Source organism: Kitasatospora sp. NPDC088134, from assembly GCF_044741705.1.
Taxonomy (GTDB): domain Bacteria; phylum Actinomycetota; class Actinomycetes; order Streptomycetales; family Streptomycetaceae; genus Kitasatospora.
Genome location: NZ_JBIUTD010000010.1, coordinates 226,638 through 250,314 on the forward strand (window position 1 = coordinate 226,638; position 23,677 = coordinate 250,314).

General features: G+C 74.9%; 24 protein-coding genes. 10 read left to right on the forward strand and 14 right to left on the reverse strand.

Going from position 1 to position 23,677, the window contains the following annotated elements; translation table 11 throughout:
* Positions 1–142 precede the first annotated feature (142 nt).
* Positions 143–928 (forward strand): GNAT family N-acetyltransferase, encoded by a 786-nt coding sequence (locus ACIOHG_RS18525; RefSeq protein ID WP_400951623.1) that lies wholly within the window; start codon positions 143–145, stop codon positions 926–928.
* A gap of 99 nt (positions 929–1,027) precedes the next feature.
* Here the strand turns inward: ACIOHG_RS18525 and ACIOHG_RS18530 are convergent, their stop codons facing one another.
* Positions 1,028–1,234, reverse strand: coding sequence for a hypothetical protein (locus tag ACIOHG_RS18530; protein ID WP_400951624.1), 207 nt, complete (start codon positions 1,232–1,234; stop codon positions 1,028–1,030).
* A 291-nt stretch (positions 1,235–1,525) separates the two neighbouring features.
* On the opposite strand from ACIOHG_RS18530, the gene ACIOHG_RS18535 reads away from it, so the two are divergent.
* Positions 1,526–2,347, forward strand: coding sequence for a nucleotidyltransferase domain-containing protein (locus tag ACIOHG_RS18535; RefSeq protein WP_400951627.1), 822 nt, complete (start codon positions 1,526–1,528; stop codon positions 2,345–2,347).
* Between the two features lie 465 nt (positions 2,348–2,812).
* Here the strand turns inward: ACIOHG_RS18535 and ACIOHG_RS18540 are convergent, their stop codons facing one another.
* On the reverse strand, positions 2,813–3,562 hold the full coding sequence (locus tag ACIOHG_RS18540; RefSeq protein ID WP_400951629.1) for a dienelactone hydrolase family protein: 750 nt from the start codon (positions 3,560–3,562) through the stop codon (positions 2,813–2,815).
* A 133-nt stretch (positions 3,563–3,695) separates the two neighbouring features.
* Positions 3,696–4,274 carry a dihydrofolate reductase family protein gene (locus ACIOHG_RS18545; protein WP_400951631.1) on the reverse strand — a complete coding sequence of 193 codons (579 nt, stop codon included), beginning with the start codon at positions 4,272–4,274 and terminating at the stop codon, positions 3,696–3,698.
* A gap of 100 nt (positions 4,275–4,374) precedes the next feature.
* On the opposite strand from ACIOHG_RS18545, the gene ACIOHG_RS18550 reads away from it, so the two are divergent.
* The gene (locus ACIOHG_RS18550; RefSeq protein ID WP_400951634.1) at positions 4,375–4,974 is read left to right on the forward strand and encodes a TetR/AcrR family transcriptional regulator; all 600 of its coding nucleotides are present in this window, start codon (positions 4,375–4,377) and stop codon (positions 4,972–4,974) included.
* Positions 4,975–5,251: 277 nt separating this feature from the next.
* Positions 5,252–6,367: a DUF4037 domain-containing protein gene (locus tag ACIOHG_RS18555; protein ID WP_400951635.1), complete on the forward strand. Its 1,116-nt coding sequence runs from the start codon at positions 5,252–5,254 to the stop codon at positions 6,365–6,367.
* A 71-nt stretch (positions 6,368–6,438) separates the two neighbouring features.
* On the opposite strand, the gene ligA is transcribed toward ACIOHG_RS18555, so the two are convergent.
* Positions 6,439–8,499 carry an NAD-dependent DNA ligase LigA gene (gene ligA, locus ACIOHG_RS18560; protein ID WP_400951638.1) on the reverse strand — a complete coding sequence of 687 codons (2,061 nt, stop codon included), beginning with the start codon at positions 8,497–8,499 and terminating at the stop codon, positions 6,439–6,441.
* A 132-nt stretch (positions 8,500–8,631) separates the two neighbouring features.
* Between ligA and ACIOHG_RS18565 the strand changes: the two genes are divergently transcribed.
* Complete coding sequence (locus tag ACIOHG_RS18565; protein WP_400951643.1) at positions 8,632–9,114, forward strand: DUF6210 family protein; 483 nt, start codon at positions 8,632–8,634, stop codon at positions 9,112–9,114.
* Positions 9,115–9,121: 7 nt separating this feature from the next.
* Here ACIOHG_RS18565 and ACIOHG_RS18570 read toward each other — a convergent pair whose 3' ends face one another.
* Both ACIOHG_RS18570 and ACIOHG_RS18575 read right to left on the reverse strand, forming a co-directional pair.
* Positions 9,122–9,970, reverse strand: a complete 849-nt coding sequence (locus tag ACIOHG_RS18570; RefSeq protein WP_400951644.1) for a hypothetical protein — start codon at positions 9,968–9,970, stop codon at positions 9,122–9,124.
* Positions 9,960–11,054: an alpha/beta fold hydrolase gene (locus ACIOHG_RS18575; RefSeq protein ID WP_400951647.1), complete on the reverse strand. Its 1,095-nt coding sequence runs from the start codon at positions 11,052–11,054 to the stop codon at positions 9,960–9,962. The genes ACIOHG_RS18570 and ACIOHG_RS18575 overlap by 11 nt, the downstream gene beginning before the upstream one ends.
* 217 nt (positions 11,055–11,271) lie before the next feature.
* On the opposite strand from ACIOHG_RS18575, the gene ACIOHG_RS18580 reads away from it, so the two are divergent.
* Complete coding sequence (locus ACIOHG_RS18580) at positions 11,272–11,721, forward strand: DUF2199 domain-containing protein (protein WP_400951697.1); 450 nt, start codon at positions 11,272–11,274, stop codon at positions 11,719–11,721.
* 33 nt (positions 11,722–11,754) lie between these two features.
* Here ACIOHG_RS18580 and bioD read toward each other — a convergent pair whose 3' ends face one another.
* The 3 genes from bioD to bioB form a co-directional block, all read right to left on the reverse strand.
* Positions 11,755–12,489, reverse strand: a complete 735-nt coding sequence (bioD, locus tag ACIOHG_RS18585; RefSeq protein ID WP_400951649.1) for a dethiobiotin synthase — start codon at positions 12,487–12,489, stop codon at positions 11,755–11,757.
* 80 nt (positions 12,490–12,569) lie between these two features.
* Positions 12,570–13,841, reverse strand: coding sequence for an adenosylmethionine--8-amino-7-oxononanoate transaminase (locus ACIOHG_RS18590; protein WP_400951700.1), 1,272 nt, complete (start codon positions 13,839–13,841; stop codon positions 12,570–12,572).
* Between the two features lie 122 nt (positions 13,842–13,963).
* A complete protein-coding gene (bioB, locus tag ACIOHG_RS18595; RefSeq protein ID WP_400951652.1) occupies positions 13,964–15,259 on the reverse strand; it encodes a biotin synthase BioB in 1,296 nt (431 codons plus the stop codon).
* Positions 15,260–16,187: 928 nt separating this feature from the next.
* Between bioB and ACIOHG_RS18600 the strand changes: the two genes are divergently transcribed.
* Positions 16,188–16,334: a hypothetical protein gene (locus ACIOHG_RS18600; RefSeq protein WP_400951654.1), complete on the forward strand. Its 147-nt coding sequence runs from the start codon at positions 16,188–16,190 to the stop codon at positions 16,332–16,334.
* Positions 16,335–16,343: 9 nt separating this feature from the next.
* Here ACIOHG_RS18600 and ACIOHG_RS18605 read toward each other — a convergent pair whose 3' ends face one another.
* The gene (locus ACIOHG_RS18605) at positions 16,344–17,369 is read right to left on the reverse strand and encodes a hypothetical protein (protein WP_400951701.1); all 1,026 of its coding nucleotides are present in this window, start codon (positions 17,367–17,369) and stop codon (positions 16,344–16,346) included.
* 163 nt (positions 17,370–17,532) lie between these two features.
* On the opposite strand from ACIOHG_RS18605, the gene ACIOHG_RS18610 reads away from it, so the two are divergent.
* Positions 17,533–18,189, forward strand: a complete 657-nt coding sequence (locus tag ACIOHG_RS18610; protein ID WP_400951656.1) for a TetR/AcrR family transcriptional regulator — start codon at positions 17,533–17,535, stop codon at positions 18,187–18,189.
* Between the two features lie 820 nt (positions 18,190–19,009).
* Complete coding sequence (locus ACIOHG_RS18615) at positions 19,010–19,738, forward strand: hypothetical protein (protein ID WP_400951658.1); 729 nt, start codon at positions 19,010–19,012, stop codon at positions 19,736–19,738.
* A 33-nt stretch (positions 19,739–19,771) separates the two neighbouring features.
* Here the strand turns inward: ACIOHG_RS18615 and ACIOHG_RS18620 are convergent, their stop codons facing one another.
* The 3 genes from ACIOHG_RS18620 to ACIOHG_RS18630 form a co-directional block, all read right to left on the reverse strand.
* Positions 19,772–21,007, reverse strand: a complete 1,236-nt coding sequence (locus tag ACIOHG_RS18620) for an MFS transporter (protein WP_400951660.1) — start codon at positions 21,005–21,007, stop codon at positions 19,772–19,774.
* 214 nt (positions 21,008–21,221) lie between these two features.
* Positions 21,222–21,710 (reverse strand): RrF2 family transcriptional regulator, encoded by a 489-nt coding sequence (locus ACIOHG_RS18625; RefSeq protein ID WP_400951663.1) that lies wholly within the window; start codon positions 21,708–21,710, stop codon positions 21,222–21,224.
* Positions 21,711–21,786: 76 nt separating this feature from the next.
* The gene (locus tag ACIOHG_RS18630) at positions 21,787–22,302 is read right to left on the reverse strand and encodes a DUF6194 family protein (protein WP_400951665.1); all 516 of its coding nucleotides are present in this window, start codon (positions 22,300–22,302) and stop codon (positions 21,787–21,789) included.
* 63 nt (positions 22,303–22,365) lie between these two features.
* Here ACIOHG_RS18630 and ACIOHG_RS18635 point away from each other — a divergent pair, with 63 nt between their 5' ends.
* On the forward strand, positions 22,366–23,100 hold the full coding sequence (locus tag ACIOHG_RS18635) for a MerR family transcriptional regulator (protein WP_400951668.1): 735 nt from the start codon (positions 22,366–22,368) through the stop codon (positions 23,098–23,100).
* Positions 23,101–23,168: 68 nt separating this feature from the next.
* Here ACIOHG_RS18635 and ACIOHG_RS18640 read toward each other — a convergent pair whose 3' ends face one another.
* Positions 23,169–23,585 carry a (2Fe-2S) ferredoxin domain-containing protein gene (locus ACIOHG_RS18640; protein WP_400951670.1) on the reverse strand — a complete coding sequence of 139 codons (417 nt, stop codon included), beginning with the start codon at positions 23,583–23,585 and terminating at the stop codon, positions 23,169–23,171.
* Between the last annotated feature and the right edge of the window lie 92 nt (positions 23,586–23,677).

Consider the following 23,677-nt stretch of genomic DNA (forward strand, 5'->3'; position numbering starts at 1 on the left):
GTCTCCGGAACGCCGCCCACGCCGTGGCGGTCTGTCCGGTTCCCGCGCGGGTGCACCAGGTGCGTCACCGTCGGGTCCGGGTCCGGCAACGGTGCTCGGAGCGGCGGCGATGCGTGTCGGAACGATCTCTAGGCTGCCCGGTATGAGTCTCTCCACCGCCGAAGTCGCCGCCGCCGGTGACGCCTGGGTCTGGTCACCGCCCGACGCCGAGGTCGTCGCCACGGACGGGTACACCCTGGTCCGCCTCCCCGACTACTACGAGTTCGACCTCTCCGTGGTCTCCTTCACCCCCGCCGGCCCGCTCGGGCCCGCCGTGGACGCCCTGCTGGAGCGGGCCCGCACCTTCGACCTGCCGATCCTGGACTGGCAGGTGCTGATCGGCGCCCCCGCCGGGCTGGCCGCCGAACTCGCCGCCCGCGGCGGCCGGGTCAAGCTCGAACTGGAGGTACTGGCAGCCGACTTGACCGGCGGCGCGCCCGCGCTGCGCCCGCCGGAGCTGGACGTCACCACGCGTTGGGCGACGGACCCGGAGACGTTCCGCGACGCGGCGGTCCTCCAGCAGTCCGCCTTCGGCGGTGAACTCCCGCCCGCCGACCGCTTCGAGGCCGCCGCCGCCCGCAACCGCGCCAGCATCCCGGCCGGCCGCGGCGGCACCCTGGTGGCCTACCTGGACGGCGCGCCCGTCGGCAGCGTCGGTATCGAACTCGTCGACGGCGTCGCCCGGTTGACGGGTGGCGTGGTCGCCGAGCGGTGGCGGGGCCACGGCGTTTACCGCGCCCTGGTCGGGGCCCGCCTCGCCTACGCGGCCGCCCACGGCGCCCGGATGGCCCTGGTCAAGGCCAACCCCGCCACCTCCGGCCCGATCCTGCGCAAGGTCGGCTTCACCCCGTTCGGCATCGAGCCGGTCTACGCTGTCCCGCTCCGCTGACACCCACCCGGCGCGGGGGCCAGCCGGGTCACCCGACACCCACCCGGCGTGGAGCCCAGCCGGGTCACCCGACGTTCGCTCGGTGCGATGTCTTCCGGGTCACTGGCCCAGCAGGTGGGCGAAGTCGTAGCCCAGGCCGCCCAGCATCGGGAGCGCGCCGAGGTCCGTGATCGCGCCGACCGGGACGCTGTAGCCCTGGTTCGGCACGGGGCCGGCCGGCTCCCCGGCGGCAGCGGCCACGGCGGGCGCACCACCCGCGAACAGGGCGGCGGCGGCCAGGGCGAGGGCGGAGAGTGCGGTGCGCATGGCGGGTCCTCCGGGCGTACGGGCGGGCGGTGCTGACGGAGGCTCAACGCGCGACGGGCGGTGCCGGTGACGCGGCGCCGCCCGTTCGGGCGTACCTCGGACGTACCTCGGACGCACCTCGGGTGCAAGAAGGCCCCTGCCGTCCGGGGGAGCAGGTCGGTCACTCCGATCCCGGCGGGATGCGCCTGCGGGCACGTCGGTCAGCGGAGCCAGTACCGGCCCGGGGCTGCCGAGCACCGGCCCGCAGGTGCCGAGTACCGACCCGCGGCTTCGGGACGGCAGAATGCGGACATGATCGCCAAGGGTCTCGACCAGGACGGATTCATCGCGCGCGAGGGCTCCCTCGCCCACGTCGCGGACGCGTTCGCTCCCGTCGTCGACGCCGCGCGTGCCCGCATCGGCGCGACGTTCGGCAACGGCAGGGACGGCGGCCGCCTGCACAGCGCCTACCTCTACGGCAGTGTCCCGCGCGGCACCGCCACCCCCGGCACCTCCGACCTGGACCTGCTGCTCGCGCTGCGGAACCACCCCACGACCCCCGCGGACCGGGCGGACGCGGACGCGCTGGGCGCCGCGCTCGACGCGGAGTTCGCGCAGATCGACGGCGTCGGCGTCCTGCTGTTCAGCGTGGAGCGGCTGCTGAGCGAGCTCGAACGCCACGACCTCGGCTGGTTCGTCTCCTGCCTGTGCACCCCGCTGCTCGGCGAGGACCTCGCCGAGCAGCTGCCGCGCTACCGGCCCACCCCCCTCCTCGCCCGCGAGACCAACGGCGACCTGGGCCCGGAGGTCCCGCGCTGGCACGAACGCGCGGCAGCCGCCCGCACCGACGCCGAGCGCAGGACACTGAGCCGCGGGGTCGGCCGCAGGCTCGCCCGGACCGGACTCACCCTGGTCATGCCCCGGTGGGGCGGCTGGACCAGCGATCTCACCGAGTCCGCCGAGGTGTTCGGCCGCTACTACCCCGAGCGCGCCGCGCAGATGCGGGTGGCCGCAGCGGCCGGTCGGACCCCGACCGCCGACCCGGCCGTGATCACGATGCTCGTCTCCGACCTCGCCCCCTGGCTCGTCGCCGAGTACCGCGCCGTCCACGGCGAGAAGGCACCCCGCCCCTGAGACCGGGGTGGCCGGGGCAGTCACGCCGATCCCATCCCGGCCGGGTACGGCTGTGGCGTGACAGGCCGAACCCGCCGAACGCGGCACGCTCCGGCGGTCGTTCGTGCTCCCCCGGAACCGGTCCGCGAAGCGCGGAGCCCGACCCGCACCCGGACCCGAACCCGACCCGCGCCCCGACCCGCGCCCCGACCCGACCCGACCCGACCCGAACCCGACCCGACCCGCCGCACTCCGACCCGACCCGACCCGACCCGCACCCGGGCGGTGCCCACCCACGAGCGCAGCCGCCACGAGCAGCACGGCGAGAGCCTTCTCGAAGGCGTCCGGGCCGAGCCGCCGACGGTGCCGCGGTCTAACCGACCTCCACGGCGTCTCCGGCCGGGCGGTGCGGGTGGCCCCGGTCGCGGCCGCCCGCTCCGTCCCCGGCACCGTCCGGCATCTCATGACCGGCCCCCGGTCCTCCGGTCAGGCGGAGAGTTCGCCCAGCGCGGCCAGCAGGCGGGACCAGGCGTCCGCGCTCTCCGCCGCCCGGAACGTGCCGGGACGGTCCGCGCACAGGAAACCGTGCGGAACCTCCGGGTACGTGACCAGTTCGTGGTGGACGCCCGCCCCGGTCAGGCGTTCGCCGATCCGCGCCCACTGCTCCGGCGGCACCACGTGGTCCGCCGTGCCGACCAGGCCGAGCACGGACGGGTCGTGCGCGGCGAGCGCGGCCGCGCCCTCGGCGGTGAGCGGCGGCGCGGAGTCCGCCAGTGGCGTCGGCTCGGCCAGCGTCCAGCCCGGGTAGCAGACGGCGATCAGGTCCAGCGGCAGGCGGGTGCCCGCGAGCAGGGCGAGGTGGCCGCCGACCGAGAAGCCGAGGAACGCCCGGCCCGGACCCGCGCCCGCCCGCTCGCCCACGGCGAGCGCCGCGGCCGTGTCGGCGGCGACCTGATCGGCCGTCACCGTCCCCAGCAGCCGGAACCCCTCCACCCGCCCGGTGTCGTCGTACGGCAGCTCGACCCGTTCGGCCTGCCGCCCGTAGAAGTCGGGGGCGACGGCCGCGTACCCGGCGCCGGCCAGCCGTTCGCAGACCTCGCGCACCCAGGCCGTCACCCCGAACAGCTCCATGCCGACCACCACGGTCGCCCGCGGCCGCTCCGGCAGAACCGCGTACACCTCCGGCCCGCCGTCCACCGGCCGGACCCAACGGCCTTCCCACGCCTGTCCGTTCATGTCGCTTCCCCCGTCCGTGTCCTGCCCGCGCATCCCGCCCAGGCTATCCCGCGAGGTACCCCGACCGTTCCCGTCCGGGGCCCGCCGACCCGAGTGTCGTGTCGAGAACCGGTCCGGGGGCCGGACGGCGGCCCTACCCGACCGGGCGGTACGTGGTGACGGTGCCGCCGTGGCTGAACGTCAGCATCTCCACCGGTGCGAACGGGCGCGGACGGAAGCCGCCGGCGAAGGCCGGGACGCCGCCGCCCGCCACCACCGGGTAGCGCTTGAGCACCAGTTCGTCGATCTCCGGCATCAGCGCACCGGCCAGCAGGCCGCCGCCGCAGAGCCACAGGTCGCCCTCGCCGGGCTGCTCCTTCAGGCTTCGGACCAGGGCCGCGGGGTCGCTGCGCACCAGTGTCACGGCCGGGTCGTCGATCTCCGGGAGGGAGGAGGAGACCACGTACTGCTTCAGGTGCGCGTACGGGCTGGTGAGCCCGACCTCCAGGCCGGGGCGGTAACTGTTGAGACCCATCAGGACGGTGTCGAACCGCTTGTTGGGGGTGTCCGCGAGACCGATGGCCGGCCGGATGTGACTGGGCATCGTCTCGGGGAACTCTGCCCGCAGGTACTCGACCATGTCGGGCGCCTCCGGGTAGAAGTCGAACTCGCCGGACGGACCGGCGATGAAGCCGTCGATCGAAACGGCGACGTAGTACACGAGCTTGCGCAAGCCGAGAAACCTCTCGTAGGGAATCAATTGACCACTCGGTGCGTAGTACTCTGAGTGGAGTGGTGAAAACTTAGCACTACGAGTGGAGTGGTGACAACCGATGGCCCGCAGCAATCCGGAACGCCGGGCGGCCCTGCTCGACGCCGCGATCGACGTACTCGCCGAGGAGGGCGCCCGCGGCCTCACCTTCCGCGCCGTCGACCAGCGCGCCGCTGTCCCCGCCGGCACCGCCTCCAACTACTTCGCCAACCGGGACGCCCTGCTCGTCCAGAGTGCCGCCCGCGTCTACGAACGCCTCGAACCCGACGCCGACACCCTCGCCCACAGCCTGACCGGCCCGCACGACGCCGCCCGGGTCGCCGAACTCATGCACCAACTCGTAGACCGCGTCGCCGACTTCCCCACCGGCTTCCTCGCCCTGCTCGAACTCCGCCTGGCCGCACTGCGCCGCCCCGAACTGCGCGCCGTGCTCACCGACCGGATCGCCGCCGACCTCCGCTTCAACGTCGACCACCACCGCTCCTCCGGCCTTCCCGGCGACGCCACCACCGTCCAGCTGCTCTACCTCGCCCTCAACTGGCTCATCCTCGAACGGCTCACCCTCCCCGACCTCTTCACCCCCCAGCAGCGCACCGCCCTGGTCGACGCCCTGGTCGCCCGCCTGCTCGCGGGGGAGCCCCGGGCCGGGGGTGCTGCGTAGAGGCTCTCGCGCGGGGGAGGGGTGCATGCTGGAGTGATGGCCCATCACTTTTGTTAGAGGGTCTCATGATCGTGACGCCCTGACGATGGAGCGATGCGCCATAACGTCCGCATGCGGCTCTCGCGCTAGTGAGAGGCTCTAACGGGCGTGATGGTTCATCACTCTCGTGAACACCCTCACGCGCATAGGAGGCAGTTGCGCGAGCGAGAAGGTCTCACAGGAGTTGCAGGAGTTAACGGGTGGAACCAAACGCCCGCCCTCGGCCACAGTGGCACCCATGGTCACCCCCGCCCCCGCGTTCCTCCCCGGCGTCGAACTCTCCCGGCTTCTCTACACGGAGGCGGTGCGCCCACTGCTGGACAGCGCCCACCCGGGCCTGCGCCACGCGGCCGCCCTGGTCGGCCCCGGCTCGGAGGTGCTCGGCTTCGACACCCCGCGCTCCGCCGACCACGACTGGGGCCCGCGCCTGGACCTGTTCCTCACCGCCGAGGATGCCGACCGGCACGCCGCCGACCTCCACGACCTGTTCGCCCACCGGCTGCCCAAGCAGGTCCGCGGCTGGCCCACCCACTTCCGGCCGACCGGCGACCCGAACGACCCGGTCGGGCACCTCGAAGCCACCGAAGGGCCGGTCGCCCACCGGGTGGTGGTGCGCCGGGTCGACGAGTGGCTGACCGACCGGCTCGGCACCGCGACCGCCGCCACCGAGCCGGGCCCGATCCTGACCGACTGGCTGGCGATGCCGCAGCAGCGGCTGGCCGAGGTCACCGGCGGCGCGGTCTTCCACGACGGGCCGGGCACCCTCACCGCGGCCCGCCACCGCCTCGCCCGCTACCCGGACCAGGTCCGGCGCTACCTGCTGGCCTGCCAGTGGCAGCGCCTCGCCCAGGAGGAGGCGTTCGTCGGCCGCTGCGCCGAGGTCGGCGACGAACTCGGCTCCGCGCTCGCCGCCGGGCGCCTGGTCCGCGACCTGATGCGCCTGTGCCTCCTGCTCGAACACCGCTACGCGCCCTACACCAAGTGGCTCGGCAGCGCCTTCGCCCGCACCGCCGCCGCAGCCCGGCTCACCCCCGCCCTGCGCGGCGCCCTGGCCGCCACCGGCCACGCCGAGCGCGAACGACACCTGTGCGACGCGTACGAGACCGTGGCCCACCTGCACAACGCCACCGGCCTCACCGCCCCGCTCGACCCCGCCCGCCGCCACTACCACGACCGGCCCTACCGCGTCCTGCACGCCGACCGCTTCGCCCGCGCCCTGGCCGCCACCCTCACCGACCCCGACCTGCGCGCCCTCCCCCTCACCGGCGCCGTCGACCAGTGGGCGGACAACACCGACCTCCTCACCCGCCCCACCCCCCTCCGGGCCGCCGTCCGGGCCCTCGCCGACTGCTGAACGGGCGGGCACGTGCGTGCGGTTCGCACGGTTCGCGCACGTGAGCGCTGCGGCGGACCGCCGGCGGAGTGTCAGACGCCGGGCAGGTGGTCGGCGACCAGGGTGGCGAACTCGTCGGGGGTGAGGATGCGGATGGCGAGTTCCTCGGCCTTGGTGCGCTTGGCGCCGGCCTTCTCGCCCGCCACCAGCAGGGTGGTGCGCTTGGAGACGGAGGAGGAGGCCTTGCCGCCGGCGCGTTCGATGAGTTCGTTCATCTCGTTGCGGGACAGGGCGGCGAGCGGGCCCGTCATGGAGCCGGTGACGACCACGGCCTCGCCGCTGAGCGGGCCGCCCCCGGCCGCCCCGGCGGAGCTCCCGCCGTCCGCCTTGGCGGGGCGGGGCGCGGTGGGCGCAGTGGGCTCGGTGACGGCGGTGCCGACGCCGAGGGCCGCCAGGCGGTCCAACAGCGGTGCGAGCTCGGCGAGTTCGGCGACCATCACGCGGGCCTTCTCCGGCCCCATGCCGTCGACCCCGGCCAGCGCCTCCGCGTCCGCCGCCCGGATCGCCGCCATCGAACCGAAGTGCGCGGCGATCCGGCGCGACATGCTGCGCCCCGTGCCGCGGATGCCCAGCGCGCACAGCGCCCGGCTCAGCGGCCGGGTGCGGGCCGTCTCGATCGCGGCCAGCAGGTTCACCGTGCTGGTCTCGCCCATCCGCTCCAGCGTCATCAACTGCTCGCGCGTCAGGGTGAACAGGTCCGCGATGTCCGCGACCAGGCCGGACTCGACCAGCTGCACGGCGCGGGTCGCCCCCAGCCCCTCGATGTCCAACTGGTCGCGGCCCGCCGCGTAGACGATCGAGGCCACCGCCTGGCAGTTGCGGCCGCGCACGCACCGCCAGCGCTGCTCGGAGGCGTCGATCGCGTCCCCGCAGCGCGGGCAGACCTCCGGGAACACGATCGGCCGCTCCTCGCCCGTGCGCTGCTCCACCAACGGCGCCTCCACCCGCGGGATCACGTCGCCCGCCCGGTAGACGAACACCTGGTCGCCGAGCATCAGGCCGCGCCGGGTGATGTCGGCTGGGTTGTGCAGCGTCGCGTACGTGACGGTGACGCCGTCGATCACCACCGGCTCCAGGACGGCGCGCGGCGCGATGATGCCGGTGCGGCCCACCGCCCACTCCACCCCCAGCAGGCGGGTCACCTTGTGCTCCGCCGCCAGCTTCCGGGCCACCGCCCAGCGCGGCGCCCGCGACCCCGAACCCGCCTCCCGCTGGTCGCCCGCGTCGTCCGCCTTGATCACCACGCCGTCGATGCCGAACGGCAGTCGGGACCGCAGGGCGGCGATCTCCTCGACCCGCTGCTGCACCCCCTCGACGCTCTCGCAGCGCAGCGGCGCCGCCGCCGTACTGGCCGCCGTGTTCGCGCCCAGCACCGCGAGGCGCTCCAGCAGCGCGCTGTGCGCCAACTCCTCGTCCAGGCCCACGGCGTCGTACGCGAAGAACGTCAACTCGATCCGGTACGGGCGGTCCTTGGCCCGCAGCGTGCCGGCCGCGCCGCTGCGCGGGTGGACGAACGGGGCGGCCTCGTGCGCCAGCCGGATCCGGTTCGCCTCCTCGAACTGGGCCGTCGTCAACAGGACTTCGCCGCGCAGCTCGACGTCGACCGGCTCCGTCAGCACCGGCGGCAGGCCGAGGACGGCCTCGGCGGCGTGGCTGATGTCCTCACCCGCCAGGCCGTCGCCCCGGGTCAGCACCCGCTCAAGCTTCCCGCCCCGGTAGCGGGCCGCGACCGCCAGCCCGTCGAGCTTCGGCTCCACGCACCACCCCGCCGGGGCGCGCCCCAGCCGGCGCTCCAACCCCGCGGCCCAGTCGGCGAGTTCCTCCGCCGAGAACACGTTGTCCAGCGAGAGCATCGGCACGCTGTGCGGCACGTCGCCGACCACCGCGCCGCCCGCGACCTTCCCGGTCGGCGAATCCGGCAGCACCTCGTCCGGGTGCGCGTCCTCGTACGCGGCGATCGCCCGCACCAGCGCGTCGTACTCGTCGTCCCCGAGCGGCGTCGCGCCGTCCGTGTAGTAGGCGGCGGCGGCCTGGACGGCGGCGGCAACGGCGTCGGCGTACGCGCCGGAGGAGAGCAGAGCGGTCTCGGTCATGGACCCATCTTCCCTGCTCGCACTGACATTCGGCCCGATCGGCGCCCGCTGCCCGGGCGCCCCGGAAGGTGCAGCGCGGGGCGCGCGGGCGCGGTCGTTGAGTCGGCGGGGACGGGCCGGGAGACTGGGGACATGATCACTCCACGAATCGTCCAATTGGCTCCCGCAGAGGGCCCCGACAGCGGCCCGGGCGGAGCCACCGACAGCGGCACGGGCGACAGCGGCACGGGCGACGGCAGCCGGCTGTACGCGGCGGTCGAGGCCCCGACCGGGGTCGTCTACCGGCAGCGCTACGGGGCGGGGGCCGAACGCCGGGGCGAGGTCGAGGGGTTCCTGGTGCCGCTGTTCGGGGACCGGGCGTTCCGCGCCCTGCGCGACCTGTTCGAGCAGGACTTCGCGGGCGCCGGAACGCGGGACCACCCCTGGACGGAACAGGAGCGCGCCCACCTGGCCGCCCTGGTCGGCGCCGTCCGCTACTGGGCCGGCGACGGCACCCGCGAACGCCCGCACCCGCTGCGCCTGGACGAGGACCGGCTCGGCGAGACCGACCAGGCGTGGGTGCCGGTGCACACGCCCGACGGCCCCGGCACGCTGCTCTGGTGCCGGGCGAACTGACGGGGCGTCACTCCGCCCGCGTCGGCCCCGGCTCGCGCAGGAACCCGTGCAGGGACGCGATCGTCGCCGCGACGAACGCGTCCCGCCGCTCGACCGGCACGGCGTCCAGCGACAGGTACGGGTTCAGGTCCTCCAACTCGACCAGCAGCAGTTCGCCCGCCGCCGTCCGGCAGGCGTCCACCCGCTGGATGCCCCGGTCGAGGGTGTTCCACCCGATGAACCCCCGGGCGAACGCCAGGTCCGCCACCGACGGCTCGTAGGGCGTCAACTCCCAGCGGCGCTCCGGGTCCGGCGCGTACAGCGCGTACTGGAACGCGTCGTCGACGAAGTAGAACGACACCTCGTACCGGAAGTCGACCAGCGGCTGCACCAGCACGCCCGCCCAGGACAGCCCCGCCAGCTCCGGGCGCCCCACCACCGACAGCCCGATCGAGTCCGCGCCCTCCCGCGGCTTCACCACGTACCGGTCGACGACGGGCAGCCGGTCCGCGTCCGCCGGCCGGTCGACCGTCGGGATGACCGGGAACCCGGCCGCCGTCAGCTCCGTCAGGTACCCCTTGCCGGCCATGTCGCCGCGCCCCGTCAGCGGGTTGTAGACCCGGACGCCACCGGCCAGCGCCCGCCGCCGGAACTCCTCGTACTGCTCCCGGTAGAGCAGCACCGGCCCGCTGTTGCGCACCACCACCGCGTCGAACCCGCCCATCAGCGCGGCCGCGTCGCACGGGTGGCACAGCGCCAGGTCGAACTCCGCGCGCAGCCGCGAGGTCAGGAAGACGTCCTCGTCCCCGTACCGGCGGCCGCGCGCCGGATAGGCGAGATCGGTGACGAACAGGACGGCGGCGCGGTCATCGCCCACGGTCTCTCCCAGCTTCCCGGAAACCCGGCACCCGGGCGGGCGCGGTCCGCCAGCGTACCCAGCGCCGTCCGCCCCGCCCAGTCCCGTCCGCCCCGCCCAGCCGAGGCCGCGCGGGAGCAGCAAGTGCCCGGGAATGGAGCAGCAAGTGCCCGGGAATTCGGAATGGGCGTTCCGCTCGCTGTGCGAGGTGCCCGCGAATGATTTCGCCGAGCTGCCGGGGGAGTCCGGGGGAGAACAACGAGTGCCCCATTCCCGGGATCGTCCGGAATCGTGCGTGCGGGATTTCTCCGGCGAGGGCGCGGCCGTGCGGGAGCGGGCGCAGGGGGTCCGCGGTGCCGTGGAGGACCAGGGTCGGGGCCTCGATCGCGGACAGCGGGGCCAGGCGGTCCTCGGTCATGCGGCGGCCGGCCGCGTCGTGGTTGAGGGCCGCGCCGGGGTCGCCGGGCAGGTCGAAGGACGCCTGCACGAAGCGGCGGGCGGCCGGTTCGTCGAACGGGAGGACCTCGCCGTTGAGGACGCGCCAGGTCTCCAGGTGCGCCGCGACGTACTCCTCGCGCGTCCGCTGCGGGAGGGTGGCGCGGTGGGCGAGGTGGGTCAGGAAGCGTGCCGCGGGCGGCGGCAGGTCGCCCGGGTCGGGGGCCTGCCCGGCCATGGCGCGCGCCCAGGCCGGGCCCGGACTGTGGCCCATCGGGCCGGTCATCAGCGCGGTCAGGGTCCGTACCCGGGTGGGGCGGTGCACGGCCAGCCACTGGCCGATCGCGCCGCCCAGGGACGCTCCGACCACGTGCGCGGCGGCCACCCCGTGGCCGTCGAGCACCGCCGCCGCGTCGGCCGCCAGGTCCGCCAGGGCGTAGGGGTGGGCGGCGAAGTCCACGCAGCTCGACCGGCCGGTGTCCCGGTGGTCGTAGCGGATGACCTGGTGGCCCCCGGCGACCAGCGTGTCCACGAGCTCGTCCGGCCAGCCGATGCCCGGTGCGGCGGTGCCCATCACCAGCAGCACCGCCGGGTCGGCCGGGGCGCCGGTCCGCTCGCTCCACAGTCGCAACCCGCCGGATTCGACAATTAATTCAACGCGTGCAGTCATGGCCGCCAAAATAGCGAATTGCCGACCGATTTTCCATCGTCCCGGAAGGCGTGAATCACCGTCAATTCCCTGGTATAATGGTGAATTGTTCGCGGAGCTCCGGCATCGGGGCGGGCCCGGCGGAAGTGTCGTCACCGGTGGGGGCTAGCATCCCGGCATGTCGGACGATCACGGTTACACCTGCTCCTGCTGCGGCGGGCACCACGCAGCGGCCCCCATGAACTACTCGGCGGCGGCCCCCTACGTGTGGGGCCCGGCCTTCGAGGGGGACGCGGACAGCATGCTCTCCAGCGACCAGTGCATCATCAGGGGCCAGCACTTCTTCGTGAAGGGGCTGATCGAGATCCCGGTGCTCGACAGCACGGAGGTCTTCTCCTGGGGCGTCTGGGTCTCCCTCAGCCGGGACAACTTCGCCCGCGCGCTCGAACGCTGGGAGACCCCGGGGCGGGAGGACGAGCCGCCGTACTTCGGCTGGCTCTGCACCGAGCTGCCGATCTACTCGCCCGGCACCGTGGACCTCAGGACGCGCGTGCACACCCGCCCGGTCGGCAAGCGCCCCTACGTCGAGCTGGAGCCCACCGACCACCCGCTCGCCGTCGAGCAGCGCACCGGCATCACACGCGAACGGGTGCGGGAGATCGCGGCGGCGGTGCGCCGGCTGCCATGACGGCGGTGCGCGAACTGCGATGACGGCGGGGTGTCAGAGGTCGGCCGGGCGGTGGTCGGCGGTGAAGGCGGTCGCGTTCCAGGTGCCGCCGAGGGACGGGGCGAGGGAGGCGGCGGCCAGGGTGCGGAAGGCGGGCGGGGGGAAGGTGGCCGCGCCGGCGGGGAGGGCGCCGAGGAGGGGGGCGCCGGCCGCGGTGGGGAGGTCGGTGAGGTTGCAGCGGGTGGCGAGGTCGGGGGCGGTGGGCCAGCTGCCGATCACCACGCCGCGCAGCGGGAGGCCGCGGTGGCGCAGGGCCTCGGCGGTCAGCGCGGTCGCGTTGAGGGTGCCCAGTCCGGCGGTGGCGACCAGCAGGAACTCGACGGGCAGGCCGAGGTCGCGGCAGGCGGCCGCCATGTCGGCGAGGGTCCGGCCCCGCTCGTCGTAGCGGACCAGCAGCCCGCCCGCGCCCTCGACCAGCACCGTCGGGTGCTCGGCGGCGAGGTCGGCGGCGGCCTTGGCGACGTCCTCGGGCGCGAGCGTCGGCAGCCCGGCCCGGCGGGCGGCCGTGTCGGGGGCCAGCGGCTCCGGGTAGCGGGCCAGTTCGACCGGCCGCACCAGCGGTCCCGCCAGCCGCGCCACCTCGGCCACGTCCCCGGGTTCGTCCGCCCGCAGCCCGGTCTGACCGGGCTTCAGCACCGCCACCGGCGCGGTGCACAGCGCCGCGAGGGCCGCGGTGGTGACGGTCTTGCCGACCTCGGTGCCGGTGCCGGTGACGAACAGGACGGTCATGGTGCTTCCCCGGGATGCTGGACGGTGGTGGCGGGCGAGGGCGGGACGGTGGTGACGGGCGAGGGCCGGACGGGGCCGGCTCAGCGGCGGGTCGCCGTGGTGGAGGCGTTGGCGGCTGCGGTGGAGGCGTCGGCCGCCGCGGCGACCGCCCGGCCGATCGCGGCCACCTCCTCGTCGGTGCTGATGTACGGCGGCATGGTGTAGATCAGATCGCGGAACGGCCGCAGCCAGACGCCCTGTTCGGTCGCGGCGGCGGTCGCGGCGGCCAGGTCGACCGGCGCGTCCAGCTGCACGACGCCGATCGCGCCGAGCACCCGGACGTCCGCGACGCCGGGCCGGCCGGCGCACGGGGCGAGCGCGGTGTGCAGGGCCGACTCGATCCGCTTGACCTCGGTGCGCCAGTCCTGCCGCAGCAGCAGGTCGATCGAGGCGTTGGCGACGGCGGCGGCCAGCGGGTTGCCCATGAAGGTCGGGCCGTGTGCCAGCACCGGGACCTCGCCGCGCGAGATGCCCTCGGCGATCCGGCCGGTGCACAGCGTCGCGGCCATGGTGAGGTACCCGCCGGTGAGCGCCTTGCCGAGGCACATCACGTCCGGGGAGACGCCCGCGTGGTCGGCGGCGAAGAGTTCGCCGGTGCGGCCGAAGCCGGTGGCGATCTCGTCGAAGACCAGCAGGACGTCGTGCCGGTCGCACAACTCGCGCAGTGCGGTCAGATAATCAGGCGTGTGAAAGCGCATTCCGCCTGCGCCCTGGACCACCGGTTCGACGATCACGGCGGCCAGTTCGCCCGCGTGACGCTCGATCAGGTCGGCCAGCTGTGCGACGTACTCCGGGTCGGCGGGCGCGTCGTACCCGGCGGGCGGCTCGGCGGCGAACAGCTGGCGCGGCAGCACCCCGCCCCACAGGTGGTGCATCCCGCCCTCGGGGTCGCACACCGACATGGGGTGGAAGGTGTCGCCGTGGTAGCCGCCGCGCCAGGTCAGCACTCGGCGCTTCGCCGGCCGCCCCACCGACTGCCAGTACTGCAGGCACATCTTGAGCGCGACCTCGACCGCCACCGAACCGGAGTCGGCGAGGAACACATGCTGCAGCGGCTCCGGCGTCAACTCCACCAGCCGGGCCGCCAGTTCGACGGCCGGACGGTGCGTCAGGCCGCCGAACATGATGTGGCTCATCGAGTCGAGCTGGCCGCGCACGGCGGCGTCCAGCTCGGGGTGCCGGTAACCGTGGACCGCCGCCCACCAGGAGGACATCCCGTCGATCAACTCCCGGTGCCCGCCGACCGGTTCGGCCAGCCGCAGGCGCACGCCCGCGGCCGACTCCACCAGCAGCGGCCGCACCGTGCCCGGCATCGGACCGTACGGGTGCCAGACGTGCGCCCGGTCCAGGTCCAGCAGTTGACCGGTGGAGAGGTCGGTCGGGCGGTGGGCGGTGGAGAGGCCGGCCGAGTGGTGGGCGGTGTCCATCGGTTCCATCAGGCGTTCGGGGCCAGCTCGGTGCCCGCGCCGCGCCGGCGGACCCGCACCAGGTCGGTGCGCGCCTCGTCGGCCGAGTCCGTCCTCGGATCCGTCCCCGGGACCGTCACCGGCTCCGCCGACGCCTCCGCGTCGACCGCAGCCGCCTCCGCAGCCGCCTCCGCCGCCGGGGCCCCGGCGTGGCCGCCGCACGGGCCGCAGCCGCCGCCGGTGCCGCAGGCGTCCGCGCCGTCCTCGGCGTGGCCGCCGCAGGACGAGGCCGCCGCGGAGCCGCAGCCGCCGCCCGCGTGGGCGCGGTGGCGGGGGAGCGTGGTCTGCTCGGCGCCCTCGACCTCGAAGCCGGCGTCCTTGATCATGTCGAGGTCGGCCTGCCCGGCCTGGCCCTCGCTGGTCAGGTAGTCGCCCAGGAAGATCGAGTTGGCGATGTGCAGGCCGAGCGGCTGCATCGAGCGCAGGTGCACCTCGCGGCCGCCGGCGATCCGCACCTCGATGTCGGGGCAGACGAACCGGACCATCGCCAGGATGCGCAGGCAGCGCTGCGGGGTGAGGTTCCACTCCTCCGCCAGTGGGGTGCCCTCGAACGGGATCAGGAAGTTCACCGGCACCGAGTCCGGGTCCAGCTCGCGCAGCGCGAACACCACGTCGACCAGGTCCGCGTCGCTCTCGCCCATGCCCGCGATCAGGCCCGAGCAGGCCGACAGGCCCGCGCCGTGCGCCTTGGTCACGGTGTCCACCCGGTCCGCGTAGGTGTGAGTGGTGGTGATCTCGCCGTAGGTCGACTCGGAGGTGTTCAGGTTGTGGTTGTACGCGTCTGCGCCGGCCGCCTTCAGGCGCTCCGCCTGGTTGTCGGAGAGCAGGCCCAGGCAGGCGCACACCTCCACGCTCTCGTCCGCGTCCTTGATCGCCGCGATGGTGTCCGCGACCCGGTCGATGTCCCGGTCCGTCGGACCGCGCCCGCTCGCCACCAGGCAGACCCGCTTGGCGCCGCCGGCGACACCCGCGGCCGCGGCCTCGGCGGCCTGATCCGGCTTCAGCCAGGTGTACTTGAGGATCTCCGCCTTCGAACCGAGGCGCTGCGAGCAGTACGAGCAGTCCTCCGGGCACAGCCCGCTCTTCAGGTTCACCAGGTAGTTGAGCTTCACCCGGCGGCCGAACCACTGGCGGCGGACCCGGCCCGCGGCCGCGACCACGTCCAGCAATTGGTCGTCGGTGGTGGCCAGTACGGCCAGCGCCTCCTCGCGGGTGGGCAGTTCCCGGCGAAGGCCCTTGTCGGTGAGGATGTCGAGGAGGTCCATGGCCCCGATCCTGCCCGGGCGGCCTCGATGTTCGCCAGAGGCAACACACCAGAAGATCGCCAGCGGAGTGTGCGGGTTGTCACAAGTTACTGTCTGACCTGCGGTTTTCCGGACCCGCGGAACGCAGCACGGGCCCGTGCCGGGCGGAGACATTCCTCACACACCGTAGCGACGGCCTCACGACGCGCCGCCCCGGAAGCCCTCCCGCGCCGCCCCGGTCGACGGTCGCGCCGCCCCGGACGTCCGCCCGCGCCCCGCTACCCGAGTCCCGCCACCCACCCGCGGCCACCGGGTCCGACCGGGACGGATCGCCACCTCCGTCACGGCTCGCGGAAGGCCCGGCGAACAGCTCGACCACGGGAAGCGGCGGGGCGCAAGAACGGTCTGGGCGGTGGAATGCATTGTGCCGAGAGGTCCGACTCCAGATGATCTTGTGACTTGAGCTTCTGCAAGGTTGACCTGCGGAATTGCGCGCGCGCAATTGGCGGGCGTGGATTGTTGTCGCCGAAAAAGGCGGAGAGGAACTCGTCCGAGAGGGCGGGAGGCGGGTTGTATTACCTCGGAAATCCAGGCGCTTCCCGGCCTCGGGAGTGCCGTTTCCACGGGGAGGTGTGTGCGGCGAGAGTGGCCTCTGAAGTGCAACGTTGCACCGGTGTGGCAGGGCGGTCCCATCGGACGAGTGCCGCGAAGCTTCGGAAGTAGTGGGGGTGGCGCTGCTTGTGCGTAGTAGCGCTAGTGGTGCTTCGTGGAGAGGAATTTGACGCACCGTCACAGGCCGAAATATTCTGCGGACGCGAGACGGGCCGCCCCTGGCAGGGGGCGGCCCGTGTGTCCTCGCGTCTTCTGATTGGCGACCCGAAAGGACTGCTTCATCATGGCACAGCGCCAGAAGCCGTCAGGCAACGAGCCCCCCGGATACGACCGCCCGGTGACTTGGCGGGATCTGACGGTCTACGGGCACGGCGTGCTCACCACCGCCACTCTGCATCTCCAGACCGGCTGGCCGACCAGCACTGCCACGGCTGTCGGTATGACCGGCCCCGTGCTCTGGGAGTTGCTGCGCCGTCGTCGCTGATCCACCGTCTCAGGTGGGGCGGGGCCGGTGCCCGTAGCGGTGGGCGACGGCGTGAAAGGCGGCCTTGGGCTCCCAGTCGAGGTCCGGGTAGGTGGTGCCCCGGCGGTTCTCCAGGAGCTTGACGATGCCGAGGCTGGCCCGGTCGAGGTCGTCCCGGGGGTCGCCGTCCGGGCGGTGCGGATAGCCGGGCAGGGCGAACAGGAAGACGAAGGCGCTGTCCACCCCCTCGGTGTCGAAGATCTCCAACAGCTCGTCCAGGTAGGCGGCTTGGCCGGCCTCGTCACGTTCGTGCACCTCGCGCAGCCGCACCGGGGCTTTCGTCACCGGGTCGTGCTCGACCACCTCCAGTACCCGTCCGCCGCGGTCGCCCGCCCCCCGGTAGGCGGCCGTCCCGAAGCCGGTGATGGCGAGCGGCTTCGGGCCCCGGGCCAGGGTGCGGACCGCCTCCCGGAAACGGTCGGCGACCTCGGCGGAGCGGATCAGTTCGAAGGTGGTGAAGTCGAAGGGTGTCCAGTCGACCTGCTCGAACTGGATGGCCGCGTAGGTGAGGCGTCCCCCGAACCGCTCGCGGATGGCGGCCGCCGCCCCGGCGAGGAACTCGTTGACGCGGCGGCCGAGTTCGCGCAGCGCCCCAGCCCGTTGCGCGGGCTCTCCCACGAGCAGCGCCACCCGTTCCTCCGGGCTGTCGCCGGGTAGGAACCCCCGGTTCATCACGCTCAGCTCGACCCCGGCGACGAACACCACCTCCGCCCCGCGCCGCCGGATCCGCTCGGCCCGCTCGGCGCAGTCGCGGAGCAGGGCGAGGATCCGCTCCGGCTCCAGCTCCAAGGGGTAGGGCGAGAACCAGACCTCCAGGCCGAGGTCCGCCGCGATGCCCGCGGCCAGCTCCAGCCGCTCCGGGTCGCCACCGATGAGCTGGACCGCGTCGCAGTGCAGGTCGTCCCGGACGATCGCCAGTTCGCGCCGGACCACCGCCGGGTCCAGCGGTCCGCGGGAGGCCCGGCCGTCCACGACGAAGCCGGTGTCGTAGGTCATTCCCCTTGCGCGCACGGCGAGTTCCTTCCTCGGTGGGTGGCCCGGGGCTCGGGCCACCCACCGAGGCTGGCAGGAAAATATGCGTGTGCGCAAGTTTGCTGATAAGAAACTTTGCTGACTCGCAGCTTTGTTGGGGCGGGCTGCGGTGTGGAAGGGTGGGCGCGTGACGACACCACCACCCCCGCCGTCGCCGGGGCTGCGGGAGCGGAAGAAGCAGGCCACCCGGGTCGCGCTCCGCGAGGCCGCACTGCGCCTGGCCGTGGAGCACGGCCCCGACGCGGTCCGGGTGGAGGAGATCGCGGAGGCTGCCGGCGTCTCCCCGCGCACCTGGAACAACTACTTCGCCAGCCGCGAGCAGGCCATCGTCGCCGCCGTCACCGCCGACCGGGAGACCCGGGTCGCGGCGGCCGTCGCCGCCCGCCCCGCCGGCACGCGCCTGGCCGAGGCCGTCACCGAGGCGGTGGTCGAGCAGTACACCGGCGCCGACGACGCGCCCGAACGGTCCGCTCTGCTGCTGATCGCCGCCAGCGGCGCGCTGTGCGACGCCTACCTCGACGCCGCCACCGCCATCGAGCCCCCGCTCGCCGCAGTGCTCGCCGAACGCCTGCCCGGAACCGGGGAGTTGACCCTCCGCGTGCTCGCGGCGGGCGTCGCCGCAGCGGTCCGGATCGCCCTGGCGGACTGGCTCCGCCCGGCCGGTGAACCCACCACGACCGGCGGCCTGCTGGTCCCCGCCGGCGCCCTGCCCGACCGCCTCCGGGCGGCCCTCGCCCCCCTCGCCCCCGCCTTCGACGCCGCCGAGCACGCCGCCCGTCCGTGACGCCCGCCGCCGGGCGGGGAACGCCCCGTGCGGGCAACGGCGGCCGCCCCGCAGCAGTCCGGCGGGGCGTCACTGCGGGGTGCAGTCGGCAGGTGCCGCGAGTTCGGCCGGGCTCGTGAGCGGGCGGACGGAACTGTCGGCGAGCGCGTCGAGTCGCCTGCCGTCGTCGCCGAGCGGGTGGCTGAACCGGATCGGACCGTCGGTCGGCGAGGCCGGGCCGGAGGGCCGGTTCGGTGCGGTCGGGCCGGAGCGCAGGACGAACGAGGTGCTGCCCGGGAGGACGTGGCGGTTCCGGTCCGGGTGGATTCGCCCGCCCCGGACGCCGGAGAGGGAGACGGTGAAGTCGGCGCAGTAGGCGTTCCCCTCGCGTCGGCAGGCCCCGTTGGCCGCCCGGACGCCGGTGACCTCCGGCGCGACGTACGGCGGCGGGGGTGACGGCGGGGGCGGGGGAGGCGGCGCCGGGGCTGCGGCAGGGCGGGCGGTCGCGGTGCGGCTCGGGGGACGGGAGGGCGTCGGCGTGCGGGGTGTCGGGGTGGCCGCAGGGGAGGGGCGTCTCCGTCCGTCTCCGTCTCCGTCGCGGGCGGGTCCGCCGGGGTCGGTCGGGCCGCCGGGGCGTGCCTCGTGAGCGTGCATCCGCTCGGTGGGGCGGCCGCCACGAGGAGCGCCGGGCCGGCGAGGGCACGACGTGCGACGATCGCCGCGCGCCTCGGGCGTCCCGGGGGCGGGCGGGGCAGACGCACGGGGTGGGGCGCGGGTGGGCTGTCCTTGCACGTCCGACCCGACGACAGGACAGTACGATCAACTGCTTAGAATTTGCGCCATGACCATCGAGGAGGACCCACCCGCAGGCGACCCGCGCCCGCCGACCGGTCACCGGGTCGTCGGCGAGCGGCGGCGGCAGGTGGCGATGTGGGGAGTGGTCGCGGCCCTGGCCGCCGGCGGGGTCTGGGCGGTCTCCACCCCGCACCGCAACGACGGCGCGTCCGGCGCCACCCCCAGCGGCAGCGGGACGGTTGCGGCGGCGGTTCCGGGCCAGCCCGTGGCGCCCCTGACGGAGTCTCAGTCCTTCACCGCCGAACGGTACTTCTCCGCCCAGCGCGCCTACGAGTTCGACACCTACCGGGCCCGCCGCACCGCCGCCCGGGACGGTGCGGACTGCCTCGCCGTGCAGGCCGACAAGACCGGCGACCTCCTGGAGGAACTCGGCTGCCAGGGCTGGCTGGCCGTCGCGCTCACCCGCACCGACCAGCCCGTGATCACCAGCGTCACGGTCTTCCGGTTCGCCGACGCGGCCGCCGCCGCGAAGGCCGTGCAGACCGTCCGGGACCGCGCCGCCGGCTTCGAATTCACCTACCCGGACGGGCTGTTGGCCCCCGCCGCGAACCTCAGGCCGATGGCCGCGACCCGGGTCGAACTGGTCGGCCACTACCTGACCCTCACCGTCTCCCGGTACGCCGACCAGCGGGTCGGCGACGCCGCGGACGAGGTCCTCGTGGCCAGCAGCCACTGCGCCTCCGCGCTGGCCGGCCAGCCGTTCATGTGGATGTAGCACCGATGTAGTACCAAGGCGCTCCGGGCGCCGTCACGCGCCCCCCGGCCCGGCCGTCCCGCGCAGCCAGGCCCGCGCGGCCAGCGCCAGCACCGCCGCGAGGGCGAACACCGCCGCGGCGCCGCGGGGCAGTGCGAGACCGCCCAGGACGGTCCCCGCGCCGATGCCCAGGTAGATCGCCGAGGCGTTCAGCGAGACCAGCAACGGCCCCTGCTCCGGCGCCGCCGCCAGCAGACGGTGCTGCTGGGGCGGCGTCTGGCACCAGCTGCTCGCGCCCCACCCGAGCACCGCCACCATCGCCACCATCGTCGCCGGCGCCACCGCCGTCAGGCCGGACGGCACCGTCCGGCCGGCCGGCGCGGCCAGGGCGGCCAGGACGGCCAGGACGGCGAACACCGCCGCCATCACCCCGTACCCGGCCGCCAGGACCCGCACCGGCCCGACCAGGTCGGTCCACCGCCCGGCCAGCGCGTTGCCCGCCACCGCGCCCAGCCCGTAGACCACCAGCGCCGCCACCGCGCCCGCCCCGCCGCCGACACCGACCGCCGCCAGCACCGGCACGCTGTACGCGTACGGGACGTAGCAGGCCGCCATCCCGAGCAGCGTCAGCGGCAGCACCCGCGACACCCCGGGGCGGCGCAGCGCCGCCAGCCGCACCCGCAGCGGGACGGGCGGTCCGCCCGGCAGCCGGGGCAGGGCCACGGCCACGGCCAGGGCCCCGAGCGCCGCGAGCGCCGCCACCGCACCGAGCGCGGACCGCCAGCCGAGCCCCACCGCGGCCACCCGGCCGAGCGGCACGCCGAGCGCGGTGGCGGCCGTCAGCCCGCCGATCACCAGCGCGAGGGCGCGTCCGCGCAGTGCGGCGGGCACCAGAGCGGCGGCCGCCGCCCCCGCGCCGGGCGTGAACGCGGCCGCCCCGAGCGCGGCCAGCAGCCGGGCGGCGAGCAGCGCCGGGTAGGTCGGGGCGAGCGCCGTCAACGCGTTGGCGACCGCCAGCACCAGCAGCGCCGCCACCAGCAGCGCACGCCGGGGCACCCGGGCGGTGGCGACGGCCAGCAGCGGCGAGGCGAGCGCGTACCCCGCCGCGAACAGGCTCACGGACTGGCCCGCCGCGGCGGTCGACACGTGCAGCGACGCGGCCACAGCGGGCAGGAACCCCGCCGTCACGAAGGCGTCGGTGCCGACGGCGAAGGTCCCGAGCGCGAGGACGGTGGCGGAGCGCAACCCGCGATCGGCGGTGGCGGTGGCGGCAGGCAGGGTGCGGGCCATGGCGGGTGTCCTCCGGACCGGTCGGCCCCCTATTCGGGATGAATTGTGTCCCGAATAGGGGGATGGAAGGAGCCGCCGGGCAGGGCGGCGATCGGCTGGCTGGCTGGCTGGCTGGAAGGGGAGCGGGACGGGGAAGGCGGAGCGGGGAGGGGCGCAGTGGGACGCGGGCGGAGTGGCGCCGAGTGGCCCTGCCCGGGCGGGAGTTGACGTGTGGTCAGGCGGTGCCGGCGAGGCGGGCGTGGGCGGTGCGGAGGCGGGTGACGGAGGCGGCCGGGGTGGCGGCGGCGAGGTCGGCGACGGTCTGGCGGGAGAGTTCGTGCCGCCAGGCGAGTTCGGCCCGGCGCATCGCGGCGGCGATGCCGCAGGGGCGGGCGAACTCGCGGGGGGAGGCGCCCTCGGCGGACGCGCCCCGCTGCCGGATCTCGGCGCAGGCGAACAGCGGGTCGGGGCCCTCGACGGCCGTCACCACGTCCATCATGGTGATCCGCGCCGGGTCCCGGGCCAGCCGGACGCCCCCGCGCGGGCCGGAGACGGAGGTCAACAGCCCGGCCCGGACCAGCCGTTGCAGCACCTTGTTGAGGTACGTCGGCGACAGTTCGAACAGGGCCGCCAGCCGCGCCGAGGGGACCGGCTCCGCCCCGCCCACCCAGACCAGGGTGAGACAGCAGTGCAGGCCCCACTCGACGCCTTCGCTCGTCCGCATATTCCGGATGTTAGCTATCCGGAACCCTGCGGCGCCACCCCCTTCCGTGCCGGCCCCTTCCGCGCCGTCCCCGTCCTCACGCCGACGGTCCGGTGCGCCGCTCGTGCCGCTCGTGCCGTTCACGCCGTTCATGCCGTTCATGCCGTTCGTGCCGCGCCCGCGCGAGTTGGTGGGCGGTGCGCAGCAGGTCCAGGGTCGCGGCCGCCGTCCGCCCGCCCGGGTTCACCACGGCCAGCCAGCCCGCGCCGCCGTACACGGGGTGCGCGAGCACGGTGTCCTCCGCGTCCGGGGCCGTCCCGGCGGCGGCCGTCTCGCGCGGGGCGTGGCCGGTCCACCGGGCGAACTCCTCCTTCCCGGCGGCGACGTTGACCCGGAAGGCGCCCGGCCGGTCCAGCCGGGAGGACGTGTCGCCGGGGTAGTCCTTGGTCACGATGGTGGCGAAGGGCTGGGCGGCGGTCGGGGCGCCGTCGGGCGCGTAGGAGAAGAAGACGTCGCCCCAGGCGATCTCGGGCGTACCGTCGCCGGGGGCGGGCCGGACGGTCAGGACGCCGTCCAGGCCGGCCACGAAGTCGATGATCTCGTCGATGGTCATGTGCTCCAGCGTGGCATTCACCTGCTTGTGGAGACTTCGGGGCCGAAACAGCAGGATGGCGGCATGCCAGGTCTCAAAACCACCGGAATGCGCACCGCCGACGTGGCCCGCCGCGCCGGGTGCTCCGTCCAGCAGGTGCGCAACCTCGAACGGGACGGGGTGCTGCCGCCCGTGCCGCGCACCGCCACCGGCTACCGGACGTACGGGGAGGTGCACCTGCAGTCCGCCCTGGCCTACCGGGCGCTGGCCGCCGGGGTGGGGCCGGTCGAGGGCAAGGAGATCGTCCGGGCCTTCCACCGCGACCCCGTCCCGCAAGCCCTGGCCCGGTTCGATGCGGTGCACGCCCGGCTCGACGCGGAACGCGCGGAACTGCGGCGGGCCGCCGAGGCCGCCCGCGCGATCTCCGGCGAGCCGATCGACGACGTGCGGGCTGCGGACGCGATGGGGGTCTCCGAACTCGCCGCCGCCCTCGGCGTGCGCCCGTCGACCCTGCGGCACTGGCACGCGGAGTCCCTGGTCGTCCCCGACCGCGAGCCCGGGCGCGGAGCGCGGCGCTACACGCCCGCCCAGGTGCGCGACGCCCGGATCGTCCACCAACTGCGCCTGGCCGGCTACCGGATCGCGCCCCTGCGGGCCCTCCTGCCGCACCTGCGCGGCGCCCGCCGCCCGGCGGAGGTCGACGCGGCACTCACCGCCCGGGACGCCGACCTCACCGCACGCTCCAGAGCCCTGCTGGAGGCCGCCGCCGCGCTCGCCACCCTGCTCACGCTGCGCGAGCGGACCGACCGACCCGATTGACCCGGACCCGATCGACCCGGACGGACGGACGGACGGGCGGACGGGCCGGCCAGGGCCTCGGCGCCGCCTCAGCCGTCGAGCTGTTCGCGGACCCGCCGGGACGGGGAGAACACGTACAGGTCGAGGATCGGCGGGACGTCGGCCAGGCCCGGGCCGCCCGCGTCGATCCAGGCGGTGATGTCGGCGGCGGCGTCGCGGTCGTTGACCAGGCCGAGCCAGAGCGGGCGGCCGCCCGCCCGGCGGCCCTCGGCGGAGGGCTGGACGACCATCACGTTGCCGTGCTCGCAGGCGTCCAGGCAAGGGACGGGGCGCACGGTGGCGCGGTCGGCGAGCGCGGTGCGCAGGTCGGCGAGCTGGGCGGCGTGGTCGATGCCGGGGATCTTCGCGGTGCCGCAGCAGCAGCCCCGACAGACCGTCACCGTGCAGCGCGCGGCCGCGCCCTGGGCCGGAACGGCCGCCGCCTCCCGGCGGGTGCGCCGGCTCACCGCCCGGCCCCGGGGGTCGTCCCGGCCCCGGGGGTCGTCCCGGCCCCGGGGGTCGTCCCGGCCCCGGGGGTCGTCCCGGCCCCGGGAGTCGT